This window comes from Leclercia adecarboxylata (assembly GCF_023639785.1).
GTDB lineage: Bacteria > Pseudomonadota > Gammaproteobacteria > Enterobacterales > Enterobacteriaceae > Enterobacter > Enterobacter adecarboxylatus_D.
The window spans coordinates 498183-521868 of the sequence record NZ_CP098325.1 but is presented as its reverse complement, the minus strand read 5'-3'; the positions used below and the strand labels follow the sequence as shown (position 1 = coordinate 521868).

General features: G+C 47.9%; 22 protein-coding genes, 1 tRNA gene and 1 pseudogene. 12 read left to right on the top strand and 12 right to left on the bottom strand.

Going from position 1 to position 23686, the window contains the following annotated elements; all coding sequences use genetic code 11:
- Nucleotides 1-6: 6 nt before the first annotated feature.
- The 4 genes from NB069_RS02470 to NB069_RS02455 all read right to left on the bottom strand — a co-directional run bounded on the left by NB069_RS02470 (nt 7) and on the right by NB069_RS02455 (nt 3385).
- Nucleotides 7-1248, bottom strand: coding sequence for an MFS transporter (locus NB069_RS02470; protein ID WP_434543618.1), 1242 nt, complete (start codon nt 1246-1248; stop codon nt 7-9).
- A 336-nt stretch (nt 1249-1584) separates the two neighbouring features.
- Complete coding sequence (locus tag NB069_RS02465; protein WP_250587459.1) at nt 1585-2013, bottom strand: hypothetical protein; 429 nt, start codon at nt 2011-2013, stop codon at nt 1585-1587.
- Complete coding sequence (locus NB069_RS02460; protein WP_250587457.1) at nt 2010-2708, bottom strand: hypothetical protein; 699 nt, start codon at nt 2706-2708, stop codon at nt 2010-2012. Before NB069_RS02460 ends, NB069_RS02465 begins: the two co-directional genes overlap by 4 nt.
- 251 nt (nt 2709-2959) lie before the next feature.
- Nucleotides 2960-3385, bottom strand: coding sequence for a FosA8 family fosfomycin resistance glutathione transferase (locus tag NB069_RS02455; protein WP_250587455.1), 426 nt, complete (start codon nt 3383-3385; stop codon nt 2960-2962).
- A 276-nt stretch (nt 3386-3661) separates the two neighbouring features.
- Between NB069_RS02455 and gabT the strand changes: the two genes are divergently transcribed.
- The 6 genes and pseudogenes from gabT (at nt 3662) to symE (ending at nt 7423) form a co-directional block, all read left to right on the top strand.
- A complete protein-coding gene (gene gabT, locus NB069_RS02450; RefSeq protein ID WP_250587453.1) occupies nt 3662-4945 on the top strand; it encodes a 4-aminobutyrate--2-oxoglutarate transaminase in 1284 nt (427 codons plus the stop codon).
- A gap of 5 nt (nt 4946-4950) precedes the next feature.
- Nucleotides 4951-5336: pseudogene (locus NB069_RS02445) on the top strand (FCD domain-containing protein); the annotation flags it as partial.
- Between the two features lie 173 nt (nt 5337-5509).
- Nucleotides 5510-6001 carry an Hcp family type VI secretion system effector gene (locus NB069_RS02440; protein ID WP_250587451.1) on the top strand — a complete coding sequence of 164 codons (492 nt, stop codon included), beginning with the start codon at nt 5510-5512 and terminating at the stop codon, nt 5999-6001.
- Nucleotides 5998-6414, top strand: coding sequence for a polymorphic toxin type 44 domain-containing protein (locus tag NB069_RS02435; RefSeq protein ID WP_350223403.1), 417 nt, complete (start codon nt 5998-6000; stop codon nt 6412-6414). Before NB069_RS02440 ends, NB069_RS02435 begins: the two co-directional genes overlap by 4 nt.
- Nucleotides 6392-6817 carry a hypothetical protein gene (locus NB069_RS02430; RefSeq protein ID WP_250587449.1) on the top strand — a complete coding sequence of 142 codons (426 nt, stop codon included), beginning with the start codon at nt 6392-6394 and terminating at the stop codon, nt 6815-6817. Before NB069_RS02435 ends, NB069_RS02430 begins: the two co-directional genes overlap by 23 nt.
- 273 nt (nt 6818-7090) lie before the next feature.
- Nucleotides 7091-7423 carry an endoribonuclease SymE gene (symE, locus tag NB069_RS02425; protein ID WP_250587447.1) on the top strand — a complete coding sequence of 111 codons (333 nt, stop codon included), beginning with the start codon at nt 7091-7093 and terminating at the stop codon, nt 7421-7423.
- A 65-nt stretch (nt 7424-7488) separates the two neighbouring features.
- Here the strand turns inward: symE and NB069_RS02420 are convergent, their stop codons facing one another.
- Entirely contained in the window at nt 7489-9159 is a 1671-nt protein-coding gene (locus NB069_RS02420; RefSeq protein WP_250587446.1) for a DnaJ-like cysteine-rich domain-containing protein, read from the bottom strand.
- A gap of 502 nt (nt 9160-9661) precedes the next feature.
- Between NB069_RS02420 and NB069_RS02415 the strand changes: the two genes are divergently transcribed.
- The 4 genes from NB069_RS02415 to NB069_RS02400 all read left to right on the top strand — a co-directional run bounded on the left by NB069_RS02415 (nt 9662) and on the right by NB069_RS02400 (nt 15785).
- On the top strand, nt 9662-10540 hold the full coding sequence (locus NB069_RS02415) for a phosphorothioated DNA-binding restriction endonuclease (protein ID WP_250589437.1): 879 nt from the start codon (nt 9662-9664) through the stop codon (nt 10538-10540).
- 52 nt (nt 10541-10592) lie between these two features.
- Entirely contained in the window at nt 10593-12650 is a 2058-nt protein-coding gene (locus NB069_RS02410; RefSeq protein ID WP_250587445.1) for an McrB family protein, read from the top strand.
- Nucleotides 12643-13941, top strand: coding sequence for an McrC family protein (locus NB069_RS02405; protein ID WP_250587443.1), 1299 nt, complete (start codon nt 12643-12645; stop codon nt 13939-13941). The genes NB069_RS02410 and NB069_RS02405 overlap by 8 nt, the downstream gene beginning before the upstream one ends.
- A 104-nt stretch (nt 13942-14045) precedes the next feature.
- Nucleotides 14046-15785 (top strand): Alw26I/Eco31I/Esp3I family type II restriction endonuclease, encoded by a 1740-nt coding sequence (locus NB069_RS02400; RefSeq protein WP_250587441.1) that lies wholly within the window; start codon nt 14046-14048, stop codon nt 15783-15785.
- Between the two features lie 12 nt (nt 15786-15797).
- Here NB069_RS02400 and dcm read toward each other — a convergent pair whose 3' ends face one another.
- The 7 genes from dcm to rraB form a co-directional block, all read right to left on the bottom strand.
- Nucleotides 15798-16988: a DNA (cytosine-5-)-methyltransferase gene (gene dcm, locus NB069_RS02395; protein WP_250587439.1), complete on the bottom strand. Its 1191-nt coding sequence runs from the start codon at nt 16986-16988 to the stop codon at nt 15798-15800.
- Nucleotides 16981-18603 (bottom strand): Alw26I/Eco31I/Esp3I family type II restriction adenine-specific DNA-methyltransferase, encoded by a 1623-nt coding sequence (locus NB069_RS02390; protein ID WP_250587437.1) that lies wholly within the window; start codon nt 18601-18603, stop codon nt 16981-16983. Before NB069_RS02390 ends, dcm begins: the two co-directional genes overlap by 8 nt.
- A gap of 247 nt (nt 18604-18850) precedes the next feature.
- Entirely contained in the window at nt 18851-20098 is a 1248-nt protein-coding gene (locus NB069_RS02385) for a tyrosine-type recombinase/integrase (protein ID WP_250587435.1), read from the bottom strand.
- A gap of 198 nt (nt 20099-20296) precedes the next feature.
- Nucleotides 20297-20381, bottom strand: a tRNA-Leu gene (locus NB069_RS02380).
- Nucleotides 20382-20495: 114 nt separating this feature from the next.
- A complete protein-coding gene (locus NB069_RS02375) occupies nt 20496-21215 on the bottom strand; it encodes a topoisomerase II (RefSeq protein WP_434543601.1) in 720 nt (239 codons plus the stop codon).
- A gap of 16 nt (nt 21216-21231) precedes the next feature.
- Nucleotides 21232-21990 (bottom strand): tRNA isopentenyl-2-thiomethyl-A-37 hydroxylase MiaE, encoded by a 759-nt coding sequence (miaE, locus tag NB069_RS02370; protein WP_250587433.1) that lies wholly within the window; start codon nt 21988-21990, stop codon nt 21232-21234.
- 42 nt (nt 21991-22032) lie between these two features.
- Nucleotides 22033-22455 (bottom strand): ribonuclease E inhibitor RraB, encoded by a 423-nt coding sequence (gene rraB, locus NB069_RS02365; protein ID WP_103178050.1) that lies wholly within the window; start codon nt 22453-22455, stop codon nt 22033-22035.
- Here rraB and argL point away from each other — a divergent pair.
- A complete protein-coding gene (gene argL, locus NB069_RS22595) occupies nt 22345-22650 on the top strand; it encodes a putative translational regulatory protein ArgL (RefSeq protein WP_405023070.1) in 306 nt (101 codons plus the stop codon). The two genes, rraB and argL, sit on opposite strands and share 111 nt — an antisense overlap.
- Complete coding sequence (gene argF, locus NB069_RS02355; protein ID WP_250587431.1) at nt 22620-23624, top strand: ornithine carbamoyltransferase; 1005 nt, start codon at nt 22620-22622, stop codon at nt 23622-23624. The genes argL and argF overlap by 31 nt, the downstream gene beginning before the upstream one ends.
- The last annotated feature ends 62 nt before the right edge of the window (nt 23625-23686 follow it).

Sequence of the window (23686 nt, the reverse complement as noted above, 5' to 3'; positions counted from 1 at the left end):
GGACGGTTAATCCAGCACTTTGCCGGCGGTCTCTTTAGCCAGCCACACGGCAATGAATGAGATAAGCGCGGTGATCATCACGTACCACGCAGGCGAGAGCGGGTCGCCGGTTAACGAGATCAGGCTTGCCGAGGCCAGCGGCGTAACGCCGCCGAAGATCGCCACCGTGAGGTTGTAGGCGATGGCGATGCTGCCGTAGCGAATGGCGGTCGGGAACAGTTCAACCATCGCCGCCCCGCAGCCGCCGTTAAACATGGCGACAAAGACGCCCAGCATGCTCATCGCCGCGACGGAGGTGCCCACCGAGCCCTGGCTCATCACCAGCATCGCCGGGTAGGTCAGCAGGATGAACCCGCCGCACCCCATCAGCATCAGCGGCCGACGCCCCCAGATATCGGAGAGATAGCCGGTGATGGGCATACAGACTGCGACGCTCAGTAATCCGAGGGTGGTGATGAGGTAGGCGTCGGTTTTGCTGTAGTGCAAATGGGTTGAGAGATAGCCCGGCATAAAAGATTGCAGTACCCAGCTGCTGACCGCTTTTACCACCACAAAGCCGGTACAGAACAACAGGGCGCGTGAAGAGGTGGAGAGCGATTTACGCAGGGGAGCTTTCTCCAGCTTGCCGGTCTGTTTCAGCTTTTGAAATTCGCTGGAGTCTTCCATGTTGCGGCGCATATAGAGCCCGCCTAATCCCAGCGGTGCCGCCAGCAGGAACGGAATGCGCCAGCCCCAGTCGTTCATGGCGCTTTCGCCCAGCGTATGGGTGAGAAACAGCACCAGCCCTGAGCCACAGACGAAGGCCATAAAGCTGAAGTTTTCGCTCCAGCAGGTCAGCGTGGCGCGACGGCTGGGTTTGGCGCTTTCGGCCAGATAGGTAATGACGCCTGAGCTTTCCCCGCCAGCGGCAAAGCCCTGCACCAGGCGGGTGATAACCAACAGCACCGGGGCGAGGATCCCCACCTGATGCCAGGTGGGCAAAATGCCCATCACGAAGGTGGAGCAGGAGGTGATGACGATGACGGTCACCAGCACTTTGCGCCGCCCCAGACGGTCACCCATCGAGCCAAAGAAGAGCCCGCCCAGCGGACGCATCAAAAAACCAGAGCCGAAGACCGCGAAGGATTTCAGCAGCCCGATAACCGGATCGCCGCTGGCGAAAAAGTTAGTGGCGATGATCGCCGCCAGCGTGCCGTAGAGGCCGAAATCAAACCACTCGATAAAATGGCCGATGCCCGCTGAGAGCATCATTTTGGTTCTGCTTTGGGCTGGCGCGTGCTGCCCGGCAGATGCGTAATCACCTGCGAATTCAGAGTCGGTATTAGCCATGTAACCTCCTGAGGCCAGGAAAGGCGTCAACAAATGTGACGTGTTTGTTATGAGGCTGAGTGTAAGGAATTCGTGGAGGCTGACGAGCGCGGGATCGGGATGCGTGAGGGGTATCAAAGAAGCGTTGCGGGAAATGTTTCACATAGTGAAACAGTGACCACTTTGCGCGCGTGAGTTATGCATCCTCTAGCGTAAAAACCCTCCCCGCTTAAGGCTTGTATCGACACGCCGCCAGAAAGGCGTTAAGCATGAGGTTCAGTTCCGTATAGAAGTTAACCTCACTTCTTTAGCATGTTTATCGACGTATATATAAAAGCGATCCCTGCACGCGTTTTTGGGCTGGCACCACACTTCCATTTCACGCGCCTTTCGTTGCTCCCGGACGTATCCTGAACCAGCAAGATAATCCCGAAGCAGTCCCGGGTCAGTGGCGTCCTGGAAAATAATGGCATTTGAAGGCGCATATCCATCGCCGGGTTGAGATTCGAAATAATAGTTTTGCGATATTCTCGGTGCGTTTTTAATTTCTTTGTCGGTGAGCGAGTAATAACGGTAGCGGTCGGTTTCTTTGTAGACCGTTATCTCATTTATGTCAGATGCGACGAGGTAGATGAACAGAAAGCTGAGAATTAAGGCTGTGAGGGATAGAGCTATGAAGTAGCGGATAAATTTAGAGAGCATCATCTAATCCCTGTATATCCAAATGATGTACCATTTTCGGTAAGAACATTAACGATGCCAGAAGTAAAGTCATCCCAGGGATACAACCATTTCATAAACATAGGGAGTTCAGCGATGTATGGTTCATGCTTAACACAGGGGTCATCCGGATCGGGAAAAATCATGGGTTTAAAACCTGGATTTTTAAAAGAACCGACAGCGCCATAATAATCCCAACGCCGTAACGCAGACTCATAACTCACTGGTTTCAACTGATGGGCATAGAATCCAGGTCTGATAGTACGGTGAAATCCAAATAAATCAGATACTAAATCCTCACCACTCAAACCACTATCTGTAAACCAGGAAAAAAAGCGAAGACTCTGTAGATTCTCAAATCGGAACGCTGTACTCATCATCATCGCTAACATCATTCGATTGATATCATGCACATTCCGGCCACGTTTTATTTCCCATCGGGCAAATTTTCCGATACCCAGTCGAGAGCCAAATTTTGCTACGTGCATATCCTGCCGATACATAACAACATAGTAATCCCGTCCGCTAACTTCACCCTGCATGAACTGTCTCCGGAGTTCTTCGACATCATAGCCACGCGCATGGCCCATATCTATCCAACCCAGTACATCAGTATAAATAAGCCCTCTTAATGAATGGTCAAAATCGGCACCATCCCTGATATCTTGTCTTGAGCTCACAATATACATCCTTATAAGATTAAAAATCTGATAGTACGTACTTTATTTTAGAACTGTCTATATCAGACTTAACCATTCGGAATTTAACCCGATAAAAATAATTGATCGTTTATAACGTCTGCTTATGGCGGAATATACAGTTGCCATAGTTTCTTAATTATTTCGAGATTATGGATGAAGGGAAATATCTTTCTACTACTCATCAGTCTTCACGCCGGGTGTCGCTGCGCTTACCCGGCCTACTTTCCCTGTTAACCCTTATCCGACGTAAATACCATCCCCGCGTAAGGCTTCTGCCGACACGCCGCCAGCCGCGCGGCCAGATCCCCCACGTGCAGCTCCAGCTTGTGCCCGTCCGGGTCGAGAAAATAGAACGACGCCCCTTCGCTTTTGTTCTCTTTCCAGACCGTAACGCCCGCGTCTTTCAGCTTTTGCGCGACGGCGTCGAAGTGTTCCGGTTCAACAGAGAAGGCGTAGTGGGTGTAGTCGCTGTTCTGCGGCGGGATGAATGTGCGCGTTTCGTCATAAGAGAGGCAGAGCCAGAGATCGCCGCAGGTGAGATACGCCCCGGTGTGCCATTCGGCGTGCAGGCGCAGGCCGAGAAGATCGCGCCAGAATGCAATGCTGGCGGGCAGGTTGCTGACGGCGAGGGTGAGATGGTTGAGGGCGTTGAGCATGGTAGTCCCTGTCAGGTTATGAATGAGCGCCGCTGCATTATTACCTTCTTTTAACCCAGGCAGCGAATAAACTTCAGCCGGGGGTCGGCAACGTCTTCCAGCCGACTATTCTTGTAGATGTGCCCGGTAATGTCAGAGTGCCCTTTCGCCAGAGTGTGCCGCTTTAACGATGAGGCGGACGTCCTCGCGATGGCCAACGGCCACCGGGCCCGGCATCAAAGACGACTCAGAAATCAAATATATGTGCATCGGCCTTTACTCTTTCAGGAGATTTCAATGAGCAGCAATAAAGCCTTAATGCAGCGCCGTAGCAATGCCATCCCCCGCGGCGTGGGGCAGATCCACCCGATTTTTGCCGCCCGCGCCGAGAACTGCCGGGTATGGGACGTTGAAGGCCGTGAGTATCTTGATTTCGCCGGCGGCATCGCGGTGCTGAACACCGGGCATCTGCACCCGGAGGTGGTCAGCGCCGTGGAAGCGCAGCTGAAAAAGCTGTCGCATACCTGCTTCCAGGTGCTGGCCTATGAGCCCTATCTGGAGCTTTGTGAAACCCTGAACCAGAAAGTGCCGGGGGATTTCCCGAAGAAAACCCTGCTGGTGACCACCGGCTCCGAAGCGGTGGAGAACGCGGTGAAAATTGCCCGCGCGGCCACGAAGCGCAACGGCACCATCGCCTTTACCGGGGCCTATCATGGCCGCACCCACTACACCCTCTCGCTGACCGGAAAAGTGAACCCTTACTCAGCGGGCATGGGGCTGATGCCGGGCCACGTCTATCGCGCGCTCTATCCCTGCGCCCTGCACGGCATCAGCGATGACGACGCCATCGCCAGCATCCATCGCATCTTTAAGAACGATGCCGCGCCGGAAGATATCGCCGCCATTGTGATCGAACCCGTCCAGGGTGAAGGCGGGTTCTATGCCACCTCCCCGGCCTTTATGCAGCGCCTGCGCGAACTGTGCGACGAGCACGGCATCATGCTGATTGCCGATGAAGTGCAGAGCGGCGCAGGCCGGACCGGGACCTTCTTCGCCATGGAGCAGATGGGCGTGGCGGCGGATATCACCACCTTCGCCAAATCCATTGCCGGTGGCTTCCCGCTGGCGGGCGTCACCGGACGCGCCGAGGTGATGGACGCCATCGCCCCCGGCGGGCTGGGCGGCACCTACGCCGGGAGCCCCATCGCCTGCGCCGCTGCGCTGGCGGTGATGAAGGTGTTCGGGCAGGAAGATCTGCTGGGCAAAGCCAACTGGCTTGGCAACACCCTGCGCGAAGGGCTGCTGGCTATCGCTGAAAAACACCGGGAGATCGGCGACGTACGCGGCCTGGGCGCGATGATTGCCATCGAACTGTTTGAAGAGGGCGACCACCATAAACCGGACGCCGCCCTGACGGCGCAGATTGTCGTCCGGGCGCGGGATAAAGGGCTGATCCTGCTCTCGTGTGGCCCGTACCACAACGTGCTGCGCATCCTGGTGCCGCTGACCGTGGAAGAGGCACAGCTTCAGCAGGGGCTGGCGATCATCGCCGCGTGTTTTGATGAGGCGAAGCAGGGGTAGGTTTAATGCCCGGTGCAGGCCGGGCAGTTTTAAGGAGCAGCACCATCATTTCACAGGCGACGGCCATAGACGGATGCTGCTGGCTGAAGAACGACATTACCGCGGCGTTTATCAGCCGGATGAGAAGCTGCGCATGAGCCTGCTGAACAAGCTGGAATCCCGCGACGCCAGCGAAACCATGCTGGACGAGTGGGACCAGCGGCATCAGGCGTTTCATACCGCCATTGTGGCGGGGTGTGGGTCGCAGTATTTGATGCAGATGCGGGAGCGGCTTTTTGATTTAGCGGCGCGGTACCGGTATGTGTGGTTGAGGAAGTCTGTTTTGTCTGTTGCGATGTTAGAAGAGAAGCATGTGGAGCATCAGAAGTTAATGAATGCAGTGCTGGCGCGGATTCGGGGGGCGATGGGGGATGGTCTGGAGTTAATGAGTCGCCGTTAACGTGATTAAACTTTAATTTTAACCATTATTATATTGTGGTTATTGTTGGGTTAGCTCATTTACCCGCCAGTTTTGATTAAGTACACTTTCCTCAGGGATTTTAATAACAACATGAGGATAAAGAAATGGCTATTCCAGCGTATCTATGGCTTAAAGACGATGGCGGTGCACACATAAAGGGATCTGTAGATGTTATAGATCGTGAAGGCAGTATTGAGATTAATGGATTTTCACATAATCTCAGTCTTCTTACAGATGGCATGACAGGCAATATAACCGGCACCCGAAAACACTCTGCTGTGATTATTCAAAAAGATTTTGACTCCTCTTCTCCCTACCTCTACAAAGCAGTCGCTACAGGCCAGACGCTCAAATCAGCCGAATTTAAGTGGTACCACATCAATTACTCTGGTTTAGAAGAGGAATATTTCAATATATTTCTTGAAGGTGTGAAAGTTGTTGGCGTTTCCCCTGTAATGCACGACACCAAAGATCCGACTAAAGAGAAACATAACCATCTTGAATGTGTAGAGCTTCGCTATGAAAAAATTACCTGGAAGCACTGCGACGGAAACATTATGTTCACCGATAGCTGGAACGAGAGAGTGCAGGCATGAGATATCCTACATTGGCAGCATCGCCGCAGCCGCCGTTTGATGTATCGTCTTTTGCTCCCCCGGGAATAAGTATCATCAATAATATGATGTTGGCGCGGTTTCACAGGGGCCCATCAGCGTTAACCTATGCCTGGTTTTACCAACAGGTTAGAGCACGTGGTCCATGGGATTATAAGAATCGCTGTGGCAGGCAATATGCCAATTTCGGTAACTTCCACTATGGCGCAGTTGGTCAGGCTGCAGGCATTAAGGAAGAAATATTATTAAGGGCAGCTGGATGGGCCCAAAATCGTGCCGGGACAAGTGAACCCGAGTTCGGTAATTGGTATCGCTCCGCACCTTACGGAGACGATCCGGACGATCAGGCATGGATAAAGATGGGGATCGATTATGCAAAGCGGACGGGTTTTTAAGAAGCGGTACATACTCGTAATCCTTTTGGCCATTGTCGTTTTTGGCGCTTACAAGGTTTTGCATTTTTCACCGCTTGAGCAGAAGATCATCAACAAAGTGAAAGTGAATAGCCTGGCTAATCTGTACATCACAGAAGCAAGCGCGGGAGCCACTACCGATTTTTCGTATCGCTTCTATCTCTATGACGCGGCCAAAAACGATAAAGCCTTTATAGCAAGTCTTGAAGATGATAGTGCACCTTTTCTAATCACAACGGATCGGCATGCGTTGAAGAAAGTCGAGAACGATGCGATCTTTTTGTCAGTGAAAGGGAAAATCTACATGTTTCAAAGCCCGGCGGCTTATCGTGCGAATGGCTCGCTCTATTCCATTTCTGTTTATCTCTCCTCTTCACCCTTCTGAAAGCAAAGCCAGCAGAGGTGCTGGCTTTGAGTTGCATTGTGTAATAGCTGAAGTGGTAAAAGAACAAAATCATTAAGACTGAATATATAAATTCTTTATTAGTTAATCATATTAATATCTGAAAGTAGTTTAATGGCGCTTATTACGTCCTGTATTAATCTGGACTTATTCTTATTTACTGGTTAGATTTACAGGGTTATTTAACGCAATACGGGCATGCGCCAACATGCCCGTATCGCTCATCACAATCACTATTTACGGAGAATAGTAACCATGACTGATATCGATTGTATTGCAGATTCCCTGCAACCAGAAGTCTTTGCCGCTGACGACCGGGTGTTTACCGTAAGTTATGCGACGCGCTATGGGGATTACACCCGCATTCCCGCCTTCATCATGAAAGGCCTGTGGCTAAACGAAGCCGGGTTCAGCACCGGAACGAAGGTGGATGTGAAGGTGATGAAGGGCTGCATGATACTGACGTCCCGGCAGGGAGAGCCGGAGATTGAAAAGCTGATGCGTGAGGTGAGCCAACTGTCGGCAGGTAAGCAGAAGCAGGTGATGGATTTTGTTGGGGTGATATCGGGGAAGGCCGGGAAAAACTGACCTCAGCTATACAGATAAGGCGCCGACGGGCGCCTTTTGTTGATATGGCCGAGGCCTGGACCGTATTACTGAATAAACTGCACAACCCAGAGGATGAGATCGGTTAACGGGTATAGCCCGAATAACGCCCCCTCATTCGTCACCCAGATCGGGAAAAACAGTAGCAGGCAAGCAGTGAGCAGGCACGTCAGAACAAAACTCATAAACCAGCCGCTGCGTAAAATCTTCTTATTCACCGCCCAGCTCGCCAGATGCTGGCCCATTCGCCAGCGAACCCATCCCCTGCGCCATACATACCCCAGGAAAGGGATAACAACGGCAGCGATGGCGATAAACAGGCCGCAGTAAAGCGCCAGTATCTCCAGAGAAGCGAGTAAATTATGCTGATTATCCCAGCGCAGGAACGGCGTAAGGTAGACCCGTCCGGACGCCATGTCGTTGAACCAGATGTTGCCATAAGCGGTGTAGAGCGGCATAAACAGATAGATAATGACCGCGCTGAAGATGGCCCACTTCACCACCGACCAGTTTTGCACAGCCCGGGTGATGGCGTTCAGGCTGGTCAGGGCTTCATCAATATAGGTGGTGGTGACCCCACGATTCATCGCCTCGCGGAGCATCTCCCCGGATTTCCCCTTGCGGTTCGCATCCAGCATCTCCTGATGGGCTTCTGACTCCATAAAGGTGGCCACCGTTTTACGGCTGAACGCCGCAACAAGAGGGTTGAGCAAGCTCCCTCTGGTGGTGCGATGGACAAGCTCATTGAGATCGTTTTTTAACATCAACTCAACGACGTGTCCGGCATCAAGTATCTGCGGACGTCGACCGTAAACAATCCAGTTAACAGGCTGTTCCGCCACCTGAGCCTGGCGCAGCTGGCTCTTAAATCTGGCAAAGGGCACGCTGGCATTGTAGATGAAGTTAACGTTCCGCAGTCCCTCGTCAATACTGGAATCTGCCAGCTCAACGGCGCCATAACCCGCCAGTTCCGGGATGCCCGCTTTGTAGAGGCCATCCTTAATGAACGTCGGGACATCTTCACGATGATAGATCAGCTGGTATCGAGGCACGGCAATACTGGCCAGCCGGGTAACGCGGGTTGTTTCGCCTGTTCCCTCGCAGGGAGAACAGCGCTGGTTGCCTGAACCGCTACAGTGGTTGCAATGCACTTTACCCCCGGTGCAGGTCGAGCACATCCGGTAATGGCTCTCTGTGCGATACTGATTGGTGTAGTGATCGAAATGGCTACGCTGTTCCAGGACCTGCCCGCTTCCGCCACAGGTGGTGCAGCTCACGCGACCAGAACCATAGCACCAGGAGCAGTTGACCTGTCCGCGTCCATGACAATTAGCGCAGTTTTCAGTTAAACAGAGGCGCGTGGGATGTGAGTAGATTTCTTGCTCTTTCTGAAGCGCACCGTAAGGGTGGGAAAGCACCAGGGCCTGTGCTTCACGAAGCGTGGCCTGGCGGGATAAAACCGCGCTGGACTCCTCCTGGAGCGCCTCGGCGTACTGGAAAGTACTGGTAAAAACGCGGGTGCCGTTCCCGGCGGTGACTCTCCCCACCTGAGTGTGATCTGTCGTCTCAACACGAAAATGCAGACTTAAGTTAATCTGGTAGTCGAAATCAATATTTTCGACTAATTCCAGGTCAAGTTTATCTGGCTGTAGCCTCGTAGAGCGTTCCACGAAGTTTTGGATGGTGGTCGAGCACGTTTCCAGCCACGCGTCTTTCATCTTTATTACCTGGATTGAGATTGTTTATCGGCAGAATGATAGGGTTTTGTATAGGTCAGGCAACTACTAATAAACGGAGTTGGGGGGATGTGGGGGGGGGGTGCGTATATAAAATGCGCTGGAATGGATGTGAGGTAATTAGGGGTTTGACGTTTAATGTTAATTTTTTTTAGTGGTGCCTTTGGAAGGGGTAAAACGTCGCGTAAATTTAAATTGCTATTATTGGTTCCTGACTGCTTCAGGTATCTCCTGAATAGGTCAGAAGGTTTGCTGATTTTGGATAGGTGCTAATGGTAATCCTCGATTTATCGTGGGCTGAGCGATGCGTTAAGGCGGGGCCTTCATCGCTGCATTCATCATAGACCGATAAGCTCATTCTCGAAGTAAAGGCTGAGACAAGGGCAGCGATGGGTACCTTTTTGTGACTTGTGAGAAGCTGGTAGGTTGATCGGGTGCGGTTTTGCGAGCATCATCGCAATTATTTACCTTCTTCCGTAACGCGATGGCTTCCAGCAAAACTCTCGAACAAGCAATTACCGATATCACCATCTGGCGCAAAGGCGATCAGCGTGCTCCGCATAAACCATTATTGCTCCTTTATGTGCTGGCGAATTATCAGCAGGGACACGCTCGCCTGTTCAATTACGGTACGGAAATCTGCGATCAGCTACATAGCCTGCTGGAACGTTTTGGCCCACAGCGTGCGCAATATCGCCCCGACATGCCTTTCTGGCGGCTTAAAGGTGATGGATTCTGGGAGCTACAGAATGATGAGTTTTGCTCAACGACGGGTAGCAGCAAGCAACCACCCGCTGGAGAACTGGTAAAGCACAACGTCGCGGGTGGGTTTGATGAGCAACACTTTGCCCTGCTGAGTAAAAACAAAAACCTTATCGGTTCGCTGGCGCAGCAGATTCTGGAAGCCCACTTTCCAGAAAGCATCCAGGAAGAGATTGCTGACGAGATGGGGTTTGATATCAGGCAGATCCGCAAGGTTCGCGATCCGCAGTTCCGTCAGCAGGTGTTACGTGCTTATAACTACCAATGCGCGATCTGTGGATTCAATATGCGACACGATCATACTTCTGTTGCGCTTGAAGCTGCGCATATCAAATGGAAGCAGAACGGCGGGCCGTGCGAAGTCCCTAACGGTCTGGCGCTATGTGCGATACACCATAAGGCATTTGATAAAGGGTCTATTGGGTTGGATAAGGATATGCGGGTGTTGGTTTCACCAGCGGTTAATGGAACGGGGATTGTTCGGAGTTTGTTTTGGGATTTTAAAGGGAAGCAGATAGCGTTGCCATTTGAGAAAGAGGATCATCCCCAGGAGGTGTTTGTAGAGTGGCATCGGCAAGAGGTATTTAAAATGAATGTCTGATAATTTGCATAATCACTTCTTATGAAATGTTTCCCATTAAAGGAATTATTACGTGGATCTCGTAGAGAATGTAGAAGCTGGCAAGCTGACCATCATTGAATTGATTAAGACCCTCGTTAAAGATAAAGAATACGCTTCTTCCAATTGGAATCAGCGTTACCGTGAATTTACAGCACAGTTACAGCAAATCTCAACCTTTACAGACCCTGAAACAGATAATTTAGTTAAACGACTGTGGTACGAACGTGACAACGGTATTGCCAGTATTCGTCAGGGCGTTCCATCATTAGCAGAATATCAGCAAAGCCTCCCATTGCTTAGAGAACTCACCGAACGTGTTCGTCAACAACCGAATGAAGCTACCTACCAATACGTAGGCAATGCGCTGCAGCAGGCCAAAGAAACCGGACAGCTTAAGCGCATGTATCGAAGCTTAAGAAACCGTGTCTTTGCCGCATTTTCACCAGAGAAATACACCAGTACTGTGGATGAGAATGCTTTCAATAAAGCAGCAGAATTCCTAAATCAACACTTCCATCTCGGTTTGGTACTGACCGGAAATTGGTTACAGAAAAACTATGAATTGAAACAAGCCATACACGCCCAATCCCCTAACACAGATCCTTATTACGTGAATATGGCTATCTGGCATATCTATGAATTGCTCCGTAAGCGCGATAATGAACAGAAGCAAGAGAAAGTAGCCAGCAGTGAGCCCATCGAGAACAAGACTATTCCACATTCACCAACTAACGTGATCTTCTTTGGCCCCCCAGGCACTGGCAAGACCTTCACGTTGCAGCAAAAAATGAAAGAGTACACTTCTCATGCAGTTCCTGCTGATCGTGATGCCTGGCTGGATTCTCGCCTTGAATCGTTGAACTGGATGCAGGTTATAACGCTGGTGCTGCTCGATCTTGGGAAACGAGCCAAAGTTCGGCAAATTATTGAACATATGTGGTTTCAACGTAAGGCATTATTAAACGGTCGTAATGGCAACCTATCGAATACTGCCTGGGCAGCTTTGCAATCCTATACAGTTCCCGAGTCGTTAACCGTTGATTATAAGAATCGGCGTGAGCCTGCCGTATTTAACAAAACAGATAACAGCGAATGGTTGATAGTTGATTCACAGCTCGAGCAAGTGGAGGATTTGGTAGAGCTCTACGCCGAACTTAAACGTGGTCCAAAATCTGCCGAAGCCATACAGCGTTTTGCAGTGGTTACGTTCCACCAATCTTACGGCTATGAAGAATTTATTGAAGGTATACGCGCTCGCTCTGACGAAAGTGGCAATATCTCTTATCCCATTGAGCCGGGAATCTTTATACGCCTATGTCAGCGTGCCAACGCCGATCCAGGACATCGCTACGCCATTTTCATTGATGAGATCAATCGCGGCAACATCTCCAAGATCTTTGGGGAACTGATCTCACTCATTGAAGTAGACAAGCGTGCGGGTATGTCTAATGCAATGAGCCTGCAACTGTCTTATAGCGGTGATCACTTCAGCGTCCCCGCCAATGTCGACATCATCGGAGCCATGAATACAGCGGACCGTTCTTTAGCTCTGATGGACACGGCTTTGCGCCGTCGCTTTGACTTTGTCGAAATGATGCCAGATCTCTCTTTACTGAGTGGAGCTAAGGTGAAAGGCATAGAGCTCGAGTCGTTGTTAGAGAAACTCAACAGCCGCATCGAAGCACTTTACGATCGCGAACATACACTGGGGCATGCGTTCTTTATGCCGGTAAAAAATGCACTCGATGCCGGTGATGAAGAAGCTGCGTTTAAACAATTGAAGATCGCATTCCAGAAAAAGATCATTCCGCTTTTACAGGAATACTTTTTCGATGACTGGAACAAGATCAGGTTGGTGCTGGCAGACAACCAAAAGCAAGACGACAGCCTGCAATTCGTAATTGAGAAAACCGACGATCTCGATACGCTTTTTGGTAACAACCATGGTTTACGACACCATGATCAGCAATCGACAGCTTACGAGCTCGAAGCATTTGATCAAGAGGTCTGGAATATGCCACAGGCTTATCGTTCAATTTATCAGCCACAGCAGACCACTCCTGATGAGCAGGCCGTAAACCATGGGTGAAGTTATCTCAGTTTTTGAATATGACCTGCTGGGGAGTGGAAAAGCGGCTTCAGTTGGCGCAAAGCTGGTGCCTCAACAGGTCTTTGATTATTTAGAAACACTTAGCCTAACAAGTGATCAAGGAAGCCAGTTTCTCAAACTCACCTCTCGTTCAGGTTTCAAATTGCTGCAGGTGCAAAACTACGCAGGGATGCTTTCTACGCCTCACGGTATCCAGCTTGAGATACTGCCCAAGATTGGTAAAAACCTCACGGCTGCGAGTGCGCGAGAAACATTCATTACGATGCTAAGTCACCTGCCTGGGTTTCGACATATTCAAACCCAGCAGGCCACTCTTCAGGCACAACGCATGCCTTTGCTCGAGATTTTTATCAGCCAATTTTTGCAAAGCGTCAGCCAATTGCTTAAACAAGGTTTACGCTCCGACTATGTGAGCGAGCAAGGTAATCTGGCTTTTATGAAGGGCAAGCTGATGCTCTCTGCACAGCTACGACATAACGCGGTAAATCGCCATAAGTTTTGTGTCGATTATGATGAGTATATGCCTGATTGTGCTGCCAATCGGCTCTTACACTCCACACTGGATAAGTTACTTAGTCTGAAGCTGTCATCAGAGAATCAACGCTGGCTTTACGAACTACGCTTTGCTTTTGACGGTATTCAACTTAGTAGGGATGTTGAGAGCGATATGAACAGCTTACGCATTGAGCGTGGTATGACTCATTACAGCGAGCCAATGGCTTGGGCGCAGTTGATCCTGAGAGGAATGAGCCCAAGTGCATTACAAGGAAACACCAAAGCGATATCACTTTTGTTTCCTATGGAAGCGGTATTTGAATCCTTTGTGGCACAGACCCTACCCTACGAATTACCTTCTCACCTAAAAGTTTTTCCTCAAGCAGCAACTTATTCTTTGGTAAAGCATGGACTTAAAGATTGCTTTAAGCTTCGCCCAGACTTGCTGATTCAATCTCGGCAACCGATTCAAACCAAAATGGTGATGGACACGAAATGGAAGCTGGTGAACAGTAACGAGCAAAAAAAATCACTATATGGACTTGCGCAATCCGACTTTTATCAAATGTTTGCCTACGGCCAAACATATCTTGATGGGAGCGGCGAAATGTATCTGATTTACCCTGCGCATGATGACTTTAGCCAACCGATACCGCAGCACTTTGCTTTCTCGGACACTTTAAAATTATGGGTTGCGCCATACCGGATTACAGCAAAGCGTGGGGAGAAGATGATGTGGGCGAGTGATGTGTTCAGTATATCGCTTAGGAGCTAAGATGATCAGGAACCAGTCCTATGACAAAATGGGTTTTCTCTAAGTATAGTTTTAGGTGAAAATGAAAATAATGTCTAATTACGACTTTCTTACATGGAGATGTTATGAAAATTGCAAAAATTGTTGTTGTTCCGGATTTTGATAAAATAATTAGCGACTACAAAAGTAACCACTCAGACCAAAATATAATGAAAAAAAATGTAAAACCTAAATATGGTGATGCGGCATTTTTAGCGTATTCCCAAAAAATAGTTATGCATCCAAATTATGCTGGAATGCCAGACCCTTTTGGGGAAAAAGGTGAGATTCAATGGGAAGCCCCATCAAATAGGGCATCAGGAAAATTTAAGCACACTCATCAACGACGCTATGAATGGTGGAAAAATAAAGCAAAAAGCATCGGGATAAATCCCGATACTGAAAATGCATGGATTAGTAAAACAGCTAAAATAATTCATCCATTTGGAGTTAAACCCTGCAAAAAATGCGGTAAAGAAATGGAATTGTCTTACTCTTATCCCAACGAACATTTCTTTTCTCGGGTTAAAAAACTTAATTATATCGATGAGACTTTTGAGCTATCTCAAAACGAACACATAATCGATCTTTTAACACGCTTGGATGATCGTTTTGGTGAAAAAATATACTCAGACTTATCATATTTATTTTCTACAAAATTTATCATAACGCCTGAACTACCAAACAATCTCGAAGCATGGATTGAGTATCTGAAAGAACAATACATACCTCAAGAATCTCGCATGCTAAGCCCTGGAGCTATGGCAAACCCTCCAGACCGTTTTGATGGATTCCATTCATTTAACCGCTGTTGTCGCTCTACTGCTGATAAAGGAAGAACTAAAGAAAATCTTAAATCCTATGTTACTGATCGAAGAGTTTTCGAATATTGGGTTGACGGTGATTGGGTTGCTGCTGATAGGCTAATGGGCCAAGTTAGAACAAATGATATTTTTATTAAAGAAGAATGCTTGAATACAGGGAATGGAGGGTTACACCCTATGCCTTGCCAAGCAGACCATATTGGCCCGATATCACTAGGATTTTCCCATCGTCCTCAATTTCAACTACTTTGTAAATCATGTAATAGTGCCAAAAATAATCGAATGTATTTAAGCGATATAACCTCTTTATTAGAAGCTGAGAATGAAGGGCATACAGTTATTTCATGGTTCGCAGAGGAGGTATGGAATCGTCTGAAACACTCTGTAGATGATACTGAAAAAGCCTTAAGACTAAGTAAAATACTACGTGATAACAGACATACGTACATGAACCTCCTTAAAAAAATACTTGATCAAGGTTATTATACTTTCCTTGCGAGTCTTTTACATCTTGAAGTAGCTAATTATACTCCAGAATTTGAAGGGTTATATATTTCAAAGCATGTAACTTATTTTAAAGCAATAAAAAGATTAAAACGTGAAACAAAATATACAATTGTGCAAAAAGCAAGAAGAATAAGAATAGCATTTGCTTCATTGAATGATTATCATAGAAAAGAAAGTAGGAATGCATTTATAGTATCAAATGAATTGTCTGATAATTACTTTACTGAAGCCTTGGATAACCTACAATCATTAAGCACAGTTACAAACAGCTTAGATGAAAGAATAGCCGGAATAATGTCCGAGAATTCAAATTCAGAAAACGAGTTCAAAGACATCATTTTGGAGCTACAAGAAATACTTACAAAAAATCAACAAGAATTCAATATAATATTAAAAAACCTAATGTCAGGGATGAGTGAAATAGGAAAGGAATTAGAATTATCTTGGACAAGTGATCGTTATGTTCGCTCAAGCCCTGATGAGGTAATAGAATAAAAAAAAGCCCTCTTAAAAAGAGGGCTTTACATTCCTGTTATAATACTCTGAAGCAGTGATATAACCTCTCATGAACAGTTGATAGTCATTTTCAGGTTGATGGATATAGTATTTACCAATTCCATCTTCTCCATGCAGTAAAGGAGGAAGGTCAGATAATGCATGTTTAACAGAAACCCAAGAATCCTTTTGCTCTGTTATTTTTTTCGGAGGTTCGATTGAAAATAAAGGATCGTTTGAACCTACTAATATAACTCTTTTTCGGCGTTGAGGAATTGCATAATGTTCAGAGTTTAATACCCACCCATTCATAGTTTTCATGGTTGATGATAGTTCTTCTTTAACCCTTTCAAACACCTTGCCTTTTTCCATATTCAACAGACCTGCAACATTTTCAAAAATAAAACCGTTTGGTTTTATCTGATCCAAGAGGGATTTATAATGCATGAAGAGTGAGTTTCTTGGATCATCCATTGTTCTTGCATTTCCTGCCGTAGAAAATCCTTGACATGGAGGCCCCCCCAGTATCCACAATTGTTTATCAGAATATGTTTTTTTGATTCCTGATAATTTAGTTATTATTTTTGAGAAATTTTCATCATCAGAAATACTTCCGCAAATAACTTCTTCATGAACATTTCTTGAATATGTTTGTAGATATTTTTCCTCAATATCATTAGCTAATAATGGAGTCCATCCAGCCCATTTGAATCCTAAGCCAAGCCCCCCTGCCCCAGAAAACAAATCGACATAGTAACCAGTATTACCTATGGCTCTCTCTATTTCTTTCGCAATCAAAAAAGCCAAAAAGGGAGGTACGGCATTACCAATTTGGGTATTAACTGCTGTTTGCCCTCCACAGAAAATAAAATCATCTGGGAATGATTGCAATCTTGCTGCTTCTCTCTGGGATAGGACACGATTTTGCTCATAGTGGATATGACAACCATTTCCAGGCCGGTTAAAATAAGTATTAATAGTATATGCAGGCATATCTGGAAGTAATCTACCGTAGTAGGTTGAACGGCTTCCTTTTCCTTGTGCATAGCTTTCCCGAATTTGCTCTATTCTTTTAGATGGTACATCTAAAGGAATGTTTTTCCAGTTACCGCCTGGCGGTACCGAATTAACAATCATCATATCCAGTTCACTTAGCTTTGCAGCCTTATGATTGGGAATCATTAATGCTTCATTTTTAGCCATAATGTTGAAACATCCTCAGTAAATTTTCTTTTTCTGCTAACTCAATCTTATCAAATGAAGACAAAAGTTTATCAAATTCATTCAAATTCAATTTGTAAATTTTTTTGGCTATATAAGCCTCAATTTTCAGTTCAGCATCACAGCACCCATTCATGCAAGAGATTACCAGCTGTTTTAACTCAGTATGTTGCGATAATATTTTTTCAGACGGTATCGCAGTCTTTCTTAAAGCTGACAATGAAACATGGCCAGTGGCTAAAAAGCTTCTTAATTGAAATTCAAAACAAAGGGAGTTTATTATTCCCAATAAACTAAAAAGTGAATCCTGTGATCCATTTTGATAATAGACCACCCCCAGTGAATTCCCTGCTAATGAATCAGGAGGAATTACTGTTGCGATTACTCTTCTCTTTTGACTTGGACGAGAAATATCACGCCATGCAATTCTTTTAAAATTAGAACTGGATGGAACCTTATCAATTCTTTTAGTTATCTTTAAATTATAACTAATGTCAAAGTTGTATCTTCCGATCATTTTCCCTTTAACAAATAGGTATCCATCCCCATTTTTTTTTGTCCAATTGCTACTCCCTGTCTCATCGATTTCTCTTCCCGCCCATATTTCTCCATTTTTTTCTAAGCTATTCCAAGTTGAGTATTCCTCTTGCAGCTTCTTTAATAAATGGATTGCATGAACACCTTGAGATATTGGAATACTAAGATGTTGAGTATCTATACTAGATAAATCAAAACACCCGAATGAATTAATATTTAATTTTTTATCATATACACTAAGCTGCATGTCCTTATTAAAAGAGTCGCCTTTAATTAAAATAAAAGAACATGAAGACACATCAGCACCATTGAATAACTTTGCTTCCGCTGGATAATAGTTTATGAAATCAAGCCTTCCAGTGTTAAAGAACTTTTGACGCAAAGTAAAAGACTGTTCATCAGCGAAAAAAGATGCAGGCATAACAATAGCTAATATACCATTTTTGTTACATATTTCTAAGCTAAGCTCTGCACCAACACGTGAAAGATTAGTCCCCCAACCAGCAAATTTGCGCTTCGGTTGTGAATATGGTAAAACTTTTGACAAATAATCATCAAACTCTCGAAGCGACTCGATATATTTCGATTTAATAGATGGCTCAAATAGATTGAGTTCCCTGGAATCTGGTTTTATATTCTCCCAAGGTGGGTTAGTAATAACACAATCAAAGTAATCGATATAGTTTTCAAACTCATAAAAAACATCAATATTTTTTACAGTAACTTTAATATTTGCACCAGCTAATTTAAGTTCAGCTAACTCACTTTGAGCATGAACAAGGCCAGCATGTTCTATATCAAATAGATAAACATTCCATTCCACATCAGGAAAGCCATTTAATATCCATTGTTTAATAAGCAATGTGATAAGTCGCCCGTCTCCTGAAAATGGATCCGCAATATTATAATTTTTTTTACCAGTTGCATTTATTAATGGTAATAATTTCTCTATCATCAAAAATGCAATTTTTTCATCAGTATAGTACTTGCCTGTCGCTTTCTCAGTGAACTTTTCCGCATTATTTAAAGACAGTGAATTAATTAAATGGATATGTTTCATGTTATATATCTCTTCCATCATCAGGATAAGATTGTATCATTTTGAGTGTGAATACTCAACAACTACTGTACATAAATACAGCTTTTTTTTGAGCAAACCTAGGTTGGACACACATAGATAAAATAAAAGTCACGGAAATAACTTCCCTTGACTTTTATTTAGTTTTGAAAGGGTTTAACTTTCATTTAGTTAAGAACTAAAAAAGCATATACCCTAGATACTAATAATATATGTCTTAATATTGTTGCTACTTTCCAAATTCAAACGGACTTACAATCTTCTCCCGATTAGCATCCAGATAATCCGCCCACCACTGTAACATCAACCTACGCTCCCCAAGATGTTCCGCCTTATGGATGTAAGCCGCACGCACCGAGTTACGTTCCTGATGGCTCATCTGCCGTTCTACTGCATCCCTCGACCACAACCCCGATTCTATCAGTGAACTACAAGCCATGGTCCTGAAACCATGCCCACAAACTTCCGTTTTTGTGTCATAGCCCATCACTCGAAGAGCCTTGTTCACCGTATTCTCACTCATCGGCTTACGGGGATCGTGATCGCCTACGAAAATCAGCTCTCGATTCCCGTTCATGCATTTGATCTTTTCCAGAATAGCTAAGGCCTGACGCGATAAGGGAACAAGATGAGGTGTCCGCATCTTTGAACCACGCTGAGAATGCTTGACTCCTTCCAGTGGCTCACGCTCGCCCGGAATCGTCCACATAGCAGTTTGGAAATCCACTTCTGACCAGCGAGCAAAGCGTAGCTCGCTTGAACGGATGAAAACCAACAAGATGAGTTCAACAGCTAACCGGGTTAACGGCCTACCGGAGTAGTGATCAATTCGATGAAGTAATGCGGGAATGCGGTTAAGTACTAATGCCGCACGGTGCTTTCTTTTCGCCGTAGCAACCGCACCGGCAATCTCTTGCGCGGGGTTGTAGTCGATTAATCCGCTCTGCACAGCAAAGCGCATAATCGCGGTAGTGCGCTGCTGTAAACGGGCGGCGACTTCAAGACGCCCGGATGACTCCACCGCTTTGATAGGGACAAGCAGATCCCGCGTCTTCAATTCAGCAATATTCCGCTTACCGATAGTAGCAAAGAGATTATCTTCCAGGCTTTTCAATACACGAGCACTATGCGATGCAGACCATTTCTGATTGCTGGCATGCCAGTCTCTGGCAACCACTTCAAACGTTATCGCCTCTTGCTCCTGCTCTACCTTAACGGCTTTCTTGCTCTCACTGGGATCGACGCCATTAGCTAATAATTTCCGGGCCTCATCCCTGCGTGCCCTGGCATCCGCCAGTGAGACTTCGGGGTATTTCCCCAGCGCCAGCATCTTCTCTTTACCACCAAAGCGATAACGAAGCCGCCAGTATTTTGAGCCGTTGGGGTGAACCAGCAAAAGCATGCCATCGCCGTCAGTCAGTTTGTAGGCTTTTGCTTCAGGCTTTGCCGAACGAACCTTCACATCACTCAGAGCCATGATAAGTATTCTTTCAAGGGTCCTGTGTGGGTACAAACATAATCGAACCGGGATATACCCGCAGTTGTACCCGCATCAGTAAGTTGATATAGATTGAATCGGGTTGACTTAGGTTGAGTGAAAAAGCGAGGAAAGCCTTGCGGATACTGGATTTCAGGCACAAAAAAAGACGTCCGTTGACGTCTATTGATGTTCCGATGGTGCCGAAGGCCGGACTCGAACCGGCACGTATTTCTACGGTTGATTTTGAATCAACTGCGTCTACCGATTTCGCCACTTCGGCACTGAAGGGGATGCGGAAACGTTGTGGATTATACCTGTCGCACGCCGCCATGCAAGCGGCGACGTACGGTTGTTTCGCTAAGTGTCCAAAAAACCAGCGTAACCCACTCCGCCCTTACAGGTCCGACACCGCATAGCGTATCAGCCCGGCGGCGTTCGGTTCCGGCAGGGCCAGCACGTTGTTCCACAGATCCTGCACCAGGTCGCAGCTCTGCTTCTCTTTGCCCTTCCCTTTTTGCGGGGCCTGCAGTAGCTCGATATCGTCCCCGTACTTCGTCGTCAGCTTCTGGACAATCGGCACCACATCGGTTTCGGCCTGCTTGATCTCCTGCGGCGTCACGGTGTGTTTATCCGGCCCGACGGCGGCACGCATCATGTCGACGTCGGCCTGCATGCGGCGCTGCATCAGCTCTTTATCCAGCAGACGCATCGGGTTAACGCCCCCCTTCACATCCGGGTACAGGAAGCGGAAGCAGCTGTCATCGCTCACCTTCTGCATGGCGGCGGTCTGCTCCATGTTGAGCTTCATATAGGCCACCACGTTGGCGTCCGGGGCGGTTTGCAGGCGCGCCATCTGCAGCTTCAGAATCTTTGGCTGCAGGGTGTCGATAATCTGCTGTTCGTTTTTACCCGCTTTTTGCAGGGCCAGCATCTCGTCCTGCACCTGCTTGCGGAACGCCGGCTCCTGCTCCTTGATAACCTGCCACACCGGCATGCTGCTCAGCGCGGTATCCAGCTGCTGTTCGGTGCTGGGCGCGTTGTCGCGATAAAACCAGCCTGCTGCCACCATCCCCACCACCACGGCGATGGCGATACGTAAACCCTTTTTCATCATTCCCTGCCTTTTGTTATTAAACCGGCACCCCGCTGTGGAAGCGGAACTCGGTGTCGGGCGATAAGATAAGCTCTGCCTCCACCTCGCCAAACAGCTTCACGCGTGGGGTGATGTCGTCATCACTCACCTGCTGCGCCAGACGCAAATAGTCCTGATAGTGCCGCGCCTCGGAGCGCAGCAGCGACAGGTAAAACTTCTGCAAATCCTCATCGAGGAATGGCGCCAGCGCGGCGAAGCGTTCGCAGGAGCGCGCTTCGATATAGGCCCCGCAAATCAGCTTGTCGATCAGCGTCAGCGGCTCGTGGGTGCGCACGGCTTTCAGCATCCCTTTAGCGTAGCGGCTGGCGGTGATTTTGACGTAGGGAATGTTACGCATCAGCATCGCCTCCCGCACCTGCCAGAAATGGTGCAGCTCCTCTTTAATCAGCAGCACCATGCTGTCGATGAGCGCCTGACCCCAGGGATCGTCGGTCTTCGGCATCACGCTTTTGCCAATCTGTTTGTGCAGGGCGACAAAGTCCGGTTCCGGGCCTTCGCGGAAGGTAAAGGCTTCGTAGGGTTTGAGCCACTCGAGGAGCGCGTCGGCACCGCTCTCGTCGGCGACGTATTTGCGCACTAATAACAGCGCGGTCTGGGCGGCTTTGAGCTCGCACACCATATGGTCGGTGAGCAGCAGCGGCAGGTTCGCCGGGTCGCGGGCTTTATCAATCCACGCTTGCGGGGTCGGACACTGGAGGAAGTTTAAAACAGGGGCGAGTATCTGCGGGTAATCCATTATTTTTCCTGAAGCGGCAGCCGAAGCTGCCGCAAATAACACTTAGTGACGCACGCCGTCGTCATCTTCGTCGATGAAATCTTCGTCGTCTTCGTCACCCTCTTCGCCGTTCGGATCTTCGAAGTAGGTGCCCCAGCCGTCGTATTCCACTTCAAACTTCTCGGCGAGGTTCATCAGCTGTTCAACCTGGGCGTCGATCAGCTCTGCCTTCAGCGCGCCTTCACTCAGGATATCGCAGCAGATGACGGTGTCGCCCTCTTCCACTTCCAGCTCTTCCGGCTCCGTCACTTCGTAACCCAGGCGGAACGCTTCAACCGCCAGCTTTTCCAGCGCTTCGAAATCATCCGCAGAGAAATGATGCTCGATGGTGTACAGCGCATCCGGATCGCTGCCGTCTTCCAGCAGTTCTTCAATAATCAGTCGCGTCTCTTCGCGCTGTTCTTCCAGCAGTTCTGGGTTTGCCATGGCTCATTCCTCTTTAAAGTGCGGCAGATACTTCTATTTTCACACACGGATGTGTTTGCCTCCACCTTTGTAAGAAAGATTTGTGAAACGGGGTTGCAAGTGAATATTAATACTTATAAAGTGAATTTTAATTCAATAAGTGGCCTTTGCCATGTGAGGATAAAATGTCTGAACTGTATAAAAAACACTTCCTGAAATTGCTCGATTTTACCCCTGCACAGCTCTCCTCTCTGCTTGCCCTGTCTGCACAGCTGAAGTCCGATAAGAAAAAAGGCACAGAAGTACAGAAGCTTACTGGCAAAAATATCGCGCTCATCTTCGAAAAAGACTCGACCCGCACACGATGCTCTTTCGAAGTTGCCGCATTTGACCAGGGCGCACGCGTCACCTATTTAGGGCCGAGCGGCAGCCAGATTGGGCATAAAGAGTCAATTAAAGATACCGCGCGGGTGCTGGGCCGGATGTACGACGGCATTCAGTATCGCGGCCACGGCCAGGAGGTTGTCGAAACCCTGGCGGAATTCGCCGGTGTGCCGGTGTGGAACGGCCTGACCAACGAGTTCCATCCGACACAGCTGCTGGCGGACCTGCTCACCATGCAGGAGCACCTGCCGGGCAAAGCCTTTAACGAGATGGTGCTGGTCTATACCGGCGATGCGCGTAACAACATGGGTAACTCAATGCTGGAAGCGGCGGCGCTCACCGGGCTGGATCTGCGTCTGGTTGCGCCCAAAGCCTGCTGGCCGGAAGAGAGCCTGGTGGCAGAGTGCAGCGCGCTGGCAGAAAAGAACGGCGGCAGGATCACCCTGACGGAAGATGTGGCGGCGGGCGTGAAGGGCGCAGACTTTATCTACACCGACGTGTGGGTATCGATGGGTGAAGCCAAAGAGAAGTGGGCGGAGCGTATCGCCCTGCTGCGTGGCTATCAGGTGAATGCGCGGATGATGGCGCTCACCGGTAACCCGGAGGTGAAGTTCCTGCACTGTCTGCCGGCGTTCCACGACGATCAGACCACGCTCGGCAAACAGATGGCGAAAGAGTTCGATCTGCACGGCGGGATGGAAGTGACGGACGAAGTATTTGAATCTGCGGCCAGCGTCGTGTTTGACCAGGCGGAAAACCGCATGCATACCATTAAGGCGGTGATGGTCGCCACCCTGGGTGAATAACCTCTGGTAGTAAACAGATTAAATAGCGGGAGGGGTCGACCCTCCTGATATTTATATTATCC

What these genes read in the sequence shown, in the direction of transcription:
- NB069_RS02385 (WP_250587435.1), bottom strand. Translation starts at nt 20,098, where the DNA reads ATGGCTCTGAGTGATGTGAAGGTTCGTTCGGCAAAGCCTGAAGCAAAA.
- symE (WP_250587447.1), top strand. Translation starts at nt 7,091, where the DNA reads ATGACTGATATCGATTGTATTGCAGATTCCCTGCAACCAGAAGTCTTT.
- NB069_RS02455 (WP_250587455.1), bottom strand. Translation starts at nt 3,385, where the DNA reads ATGCTCAACGCCCTCAACCATCTCACCCTCGCCGTCAGCAACCTGCCC.
- argF (WP_250587431.1), top strand. Translation starts at nt 22,620, where the DNA reads ATGTCTGAACTGTATAAAAAACACTTCCTGAAATTGCTCGATTTTACC.
- NB069_RS02470 (WP_434543618.1), bottom strand. Translation starts at nt 1,248, where the DNA reads ATGCTCTCAGCGGGCATCGGCCATTTTATCGAGTGGTTTGATTTCGGC.
- argL (WP_405023070.1), top strand. Translation starts at nt 22,345, where the DNA reads ATGATGCTCGATGGTGTACAGCGCATCCGGATCGCTGCCGTCTTCCAG.
- NB069_RS02420 (WP_250587446.1), bottom strand. Translation starts at nt 9,159, where the DNA reads ATGAAAGACGCGTGGCTGGAAACGTGCTCGACCACCATCCAAAACTTC.
- NB069_RS02465 (WP_250587459.1), bottom strand. Translation starts at nt 2,013, where the DNA reads ATGATGCTCTCTAAATTTATCCGCTACTTCATAGCTCTATCCCTCACA.
- NB069_RS02400 (WP_250587441.1), top strand. Translation starts at nt 14,046, where the DNA reads ATGAAAATTGCAAAAATTGTTGTTGTTCCGGATTTTGATAAAATAATT.
- NB069_RS02430 (WP_250587449.1), top strand. Translation starts at nt 6,392, where the DNA reads ATGCAAAGCGGACGGGTTTTTAAGAAGCGGTACATACTCGTAATCCTT.
- dcm (WP_250587439.1), bottom strand. Translation starts at nt 16,988, where the DNA reads ATGGCTAAAAATGAAGCATTAATGATTCCCAATCATAAGGCTGCAAAG.
- NB069_RS02405 (WP_250587443.1), top strand. Translation starts at nt 12,643, where the DNA reads ATGGGTGAAGTTATCTCAGTTTTTGAATATGACCTGCTGGGGAGTGGA.
- NB069_RS02435 (WP_350223403.1), top strand. Translation starts at nt 5,998, where the DNA reads ATGAGATATCCTACATTGGCAGCATCGCCGCAGCCGCCGTTTGATGTA.
- NB069_RS02375 (WP_434543601.1), bottom strand. Translation starts at nt 21,215, where the DNA reads ATGATGAAAAAGGGTTTACGTATCGCCATCGCCGTGGTGGTGGGGATG.
- miaE (WP_250587433.1), bottom strand. Translation starts at nt 21,990, where the DNA reads ATGGATTACCCGCAGATACTCGCCCCTGTTTTAAACTTCCTCCAGTGT.
- rraB (WP_103178050.1), bottom strand. Translation starts at nt 22,455, where the DNA reads ATGGCAAACCCAGAACTGCTGGAAGAACAGCGCGAAGAGACGCGACTG.
- NB069_RS02415 (WP_250589437.1), top strand. Translation starts at nt 9,662, where the DNA reads ATGGCTTCCAGCAAAACTCTCGAACAAGCAATTACCGATATCACCATC.
- NB069_RS02390 (WP_250587437.1), bottom strand. Translation starts at nt 18,603, where the DNA reads ATGAAACATATCCATTTAATTAATTCACTGTCTTTAAATAATGCGGAA.
- NB069_RS02440 (WP_250587451.1), top strand. Translation starts at nt 5,510, where the DNA reads ATGGCTATTCCAGCGTATCTATGGCTTAAAGACGATGGCGGTGCACAC.
- gabT (WP_250587453.1), top strand. Translation starts at nt 3,662, where the DNA reads ATGAGCAGCAATAAAGCCTTAATGCAGCGCCGTAGCAATGCCATCCCC.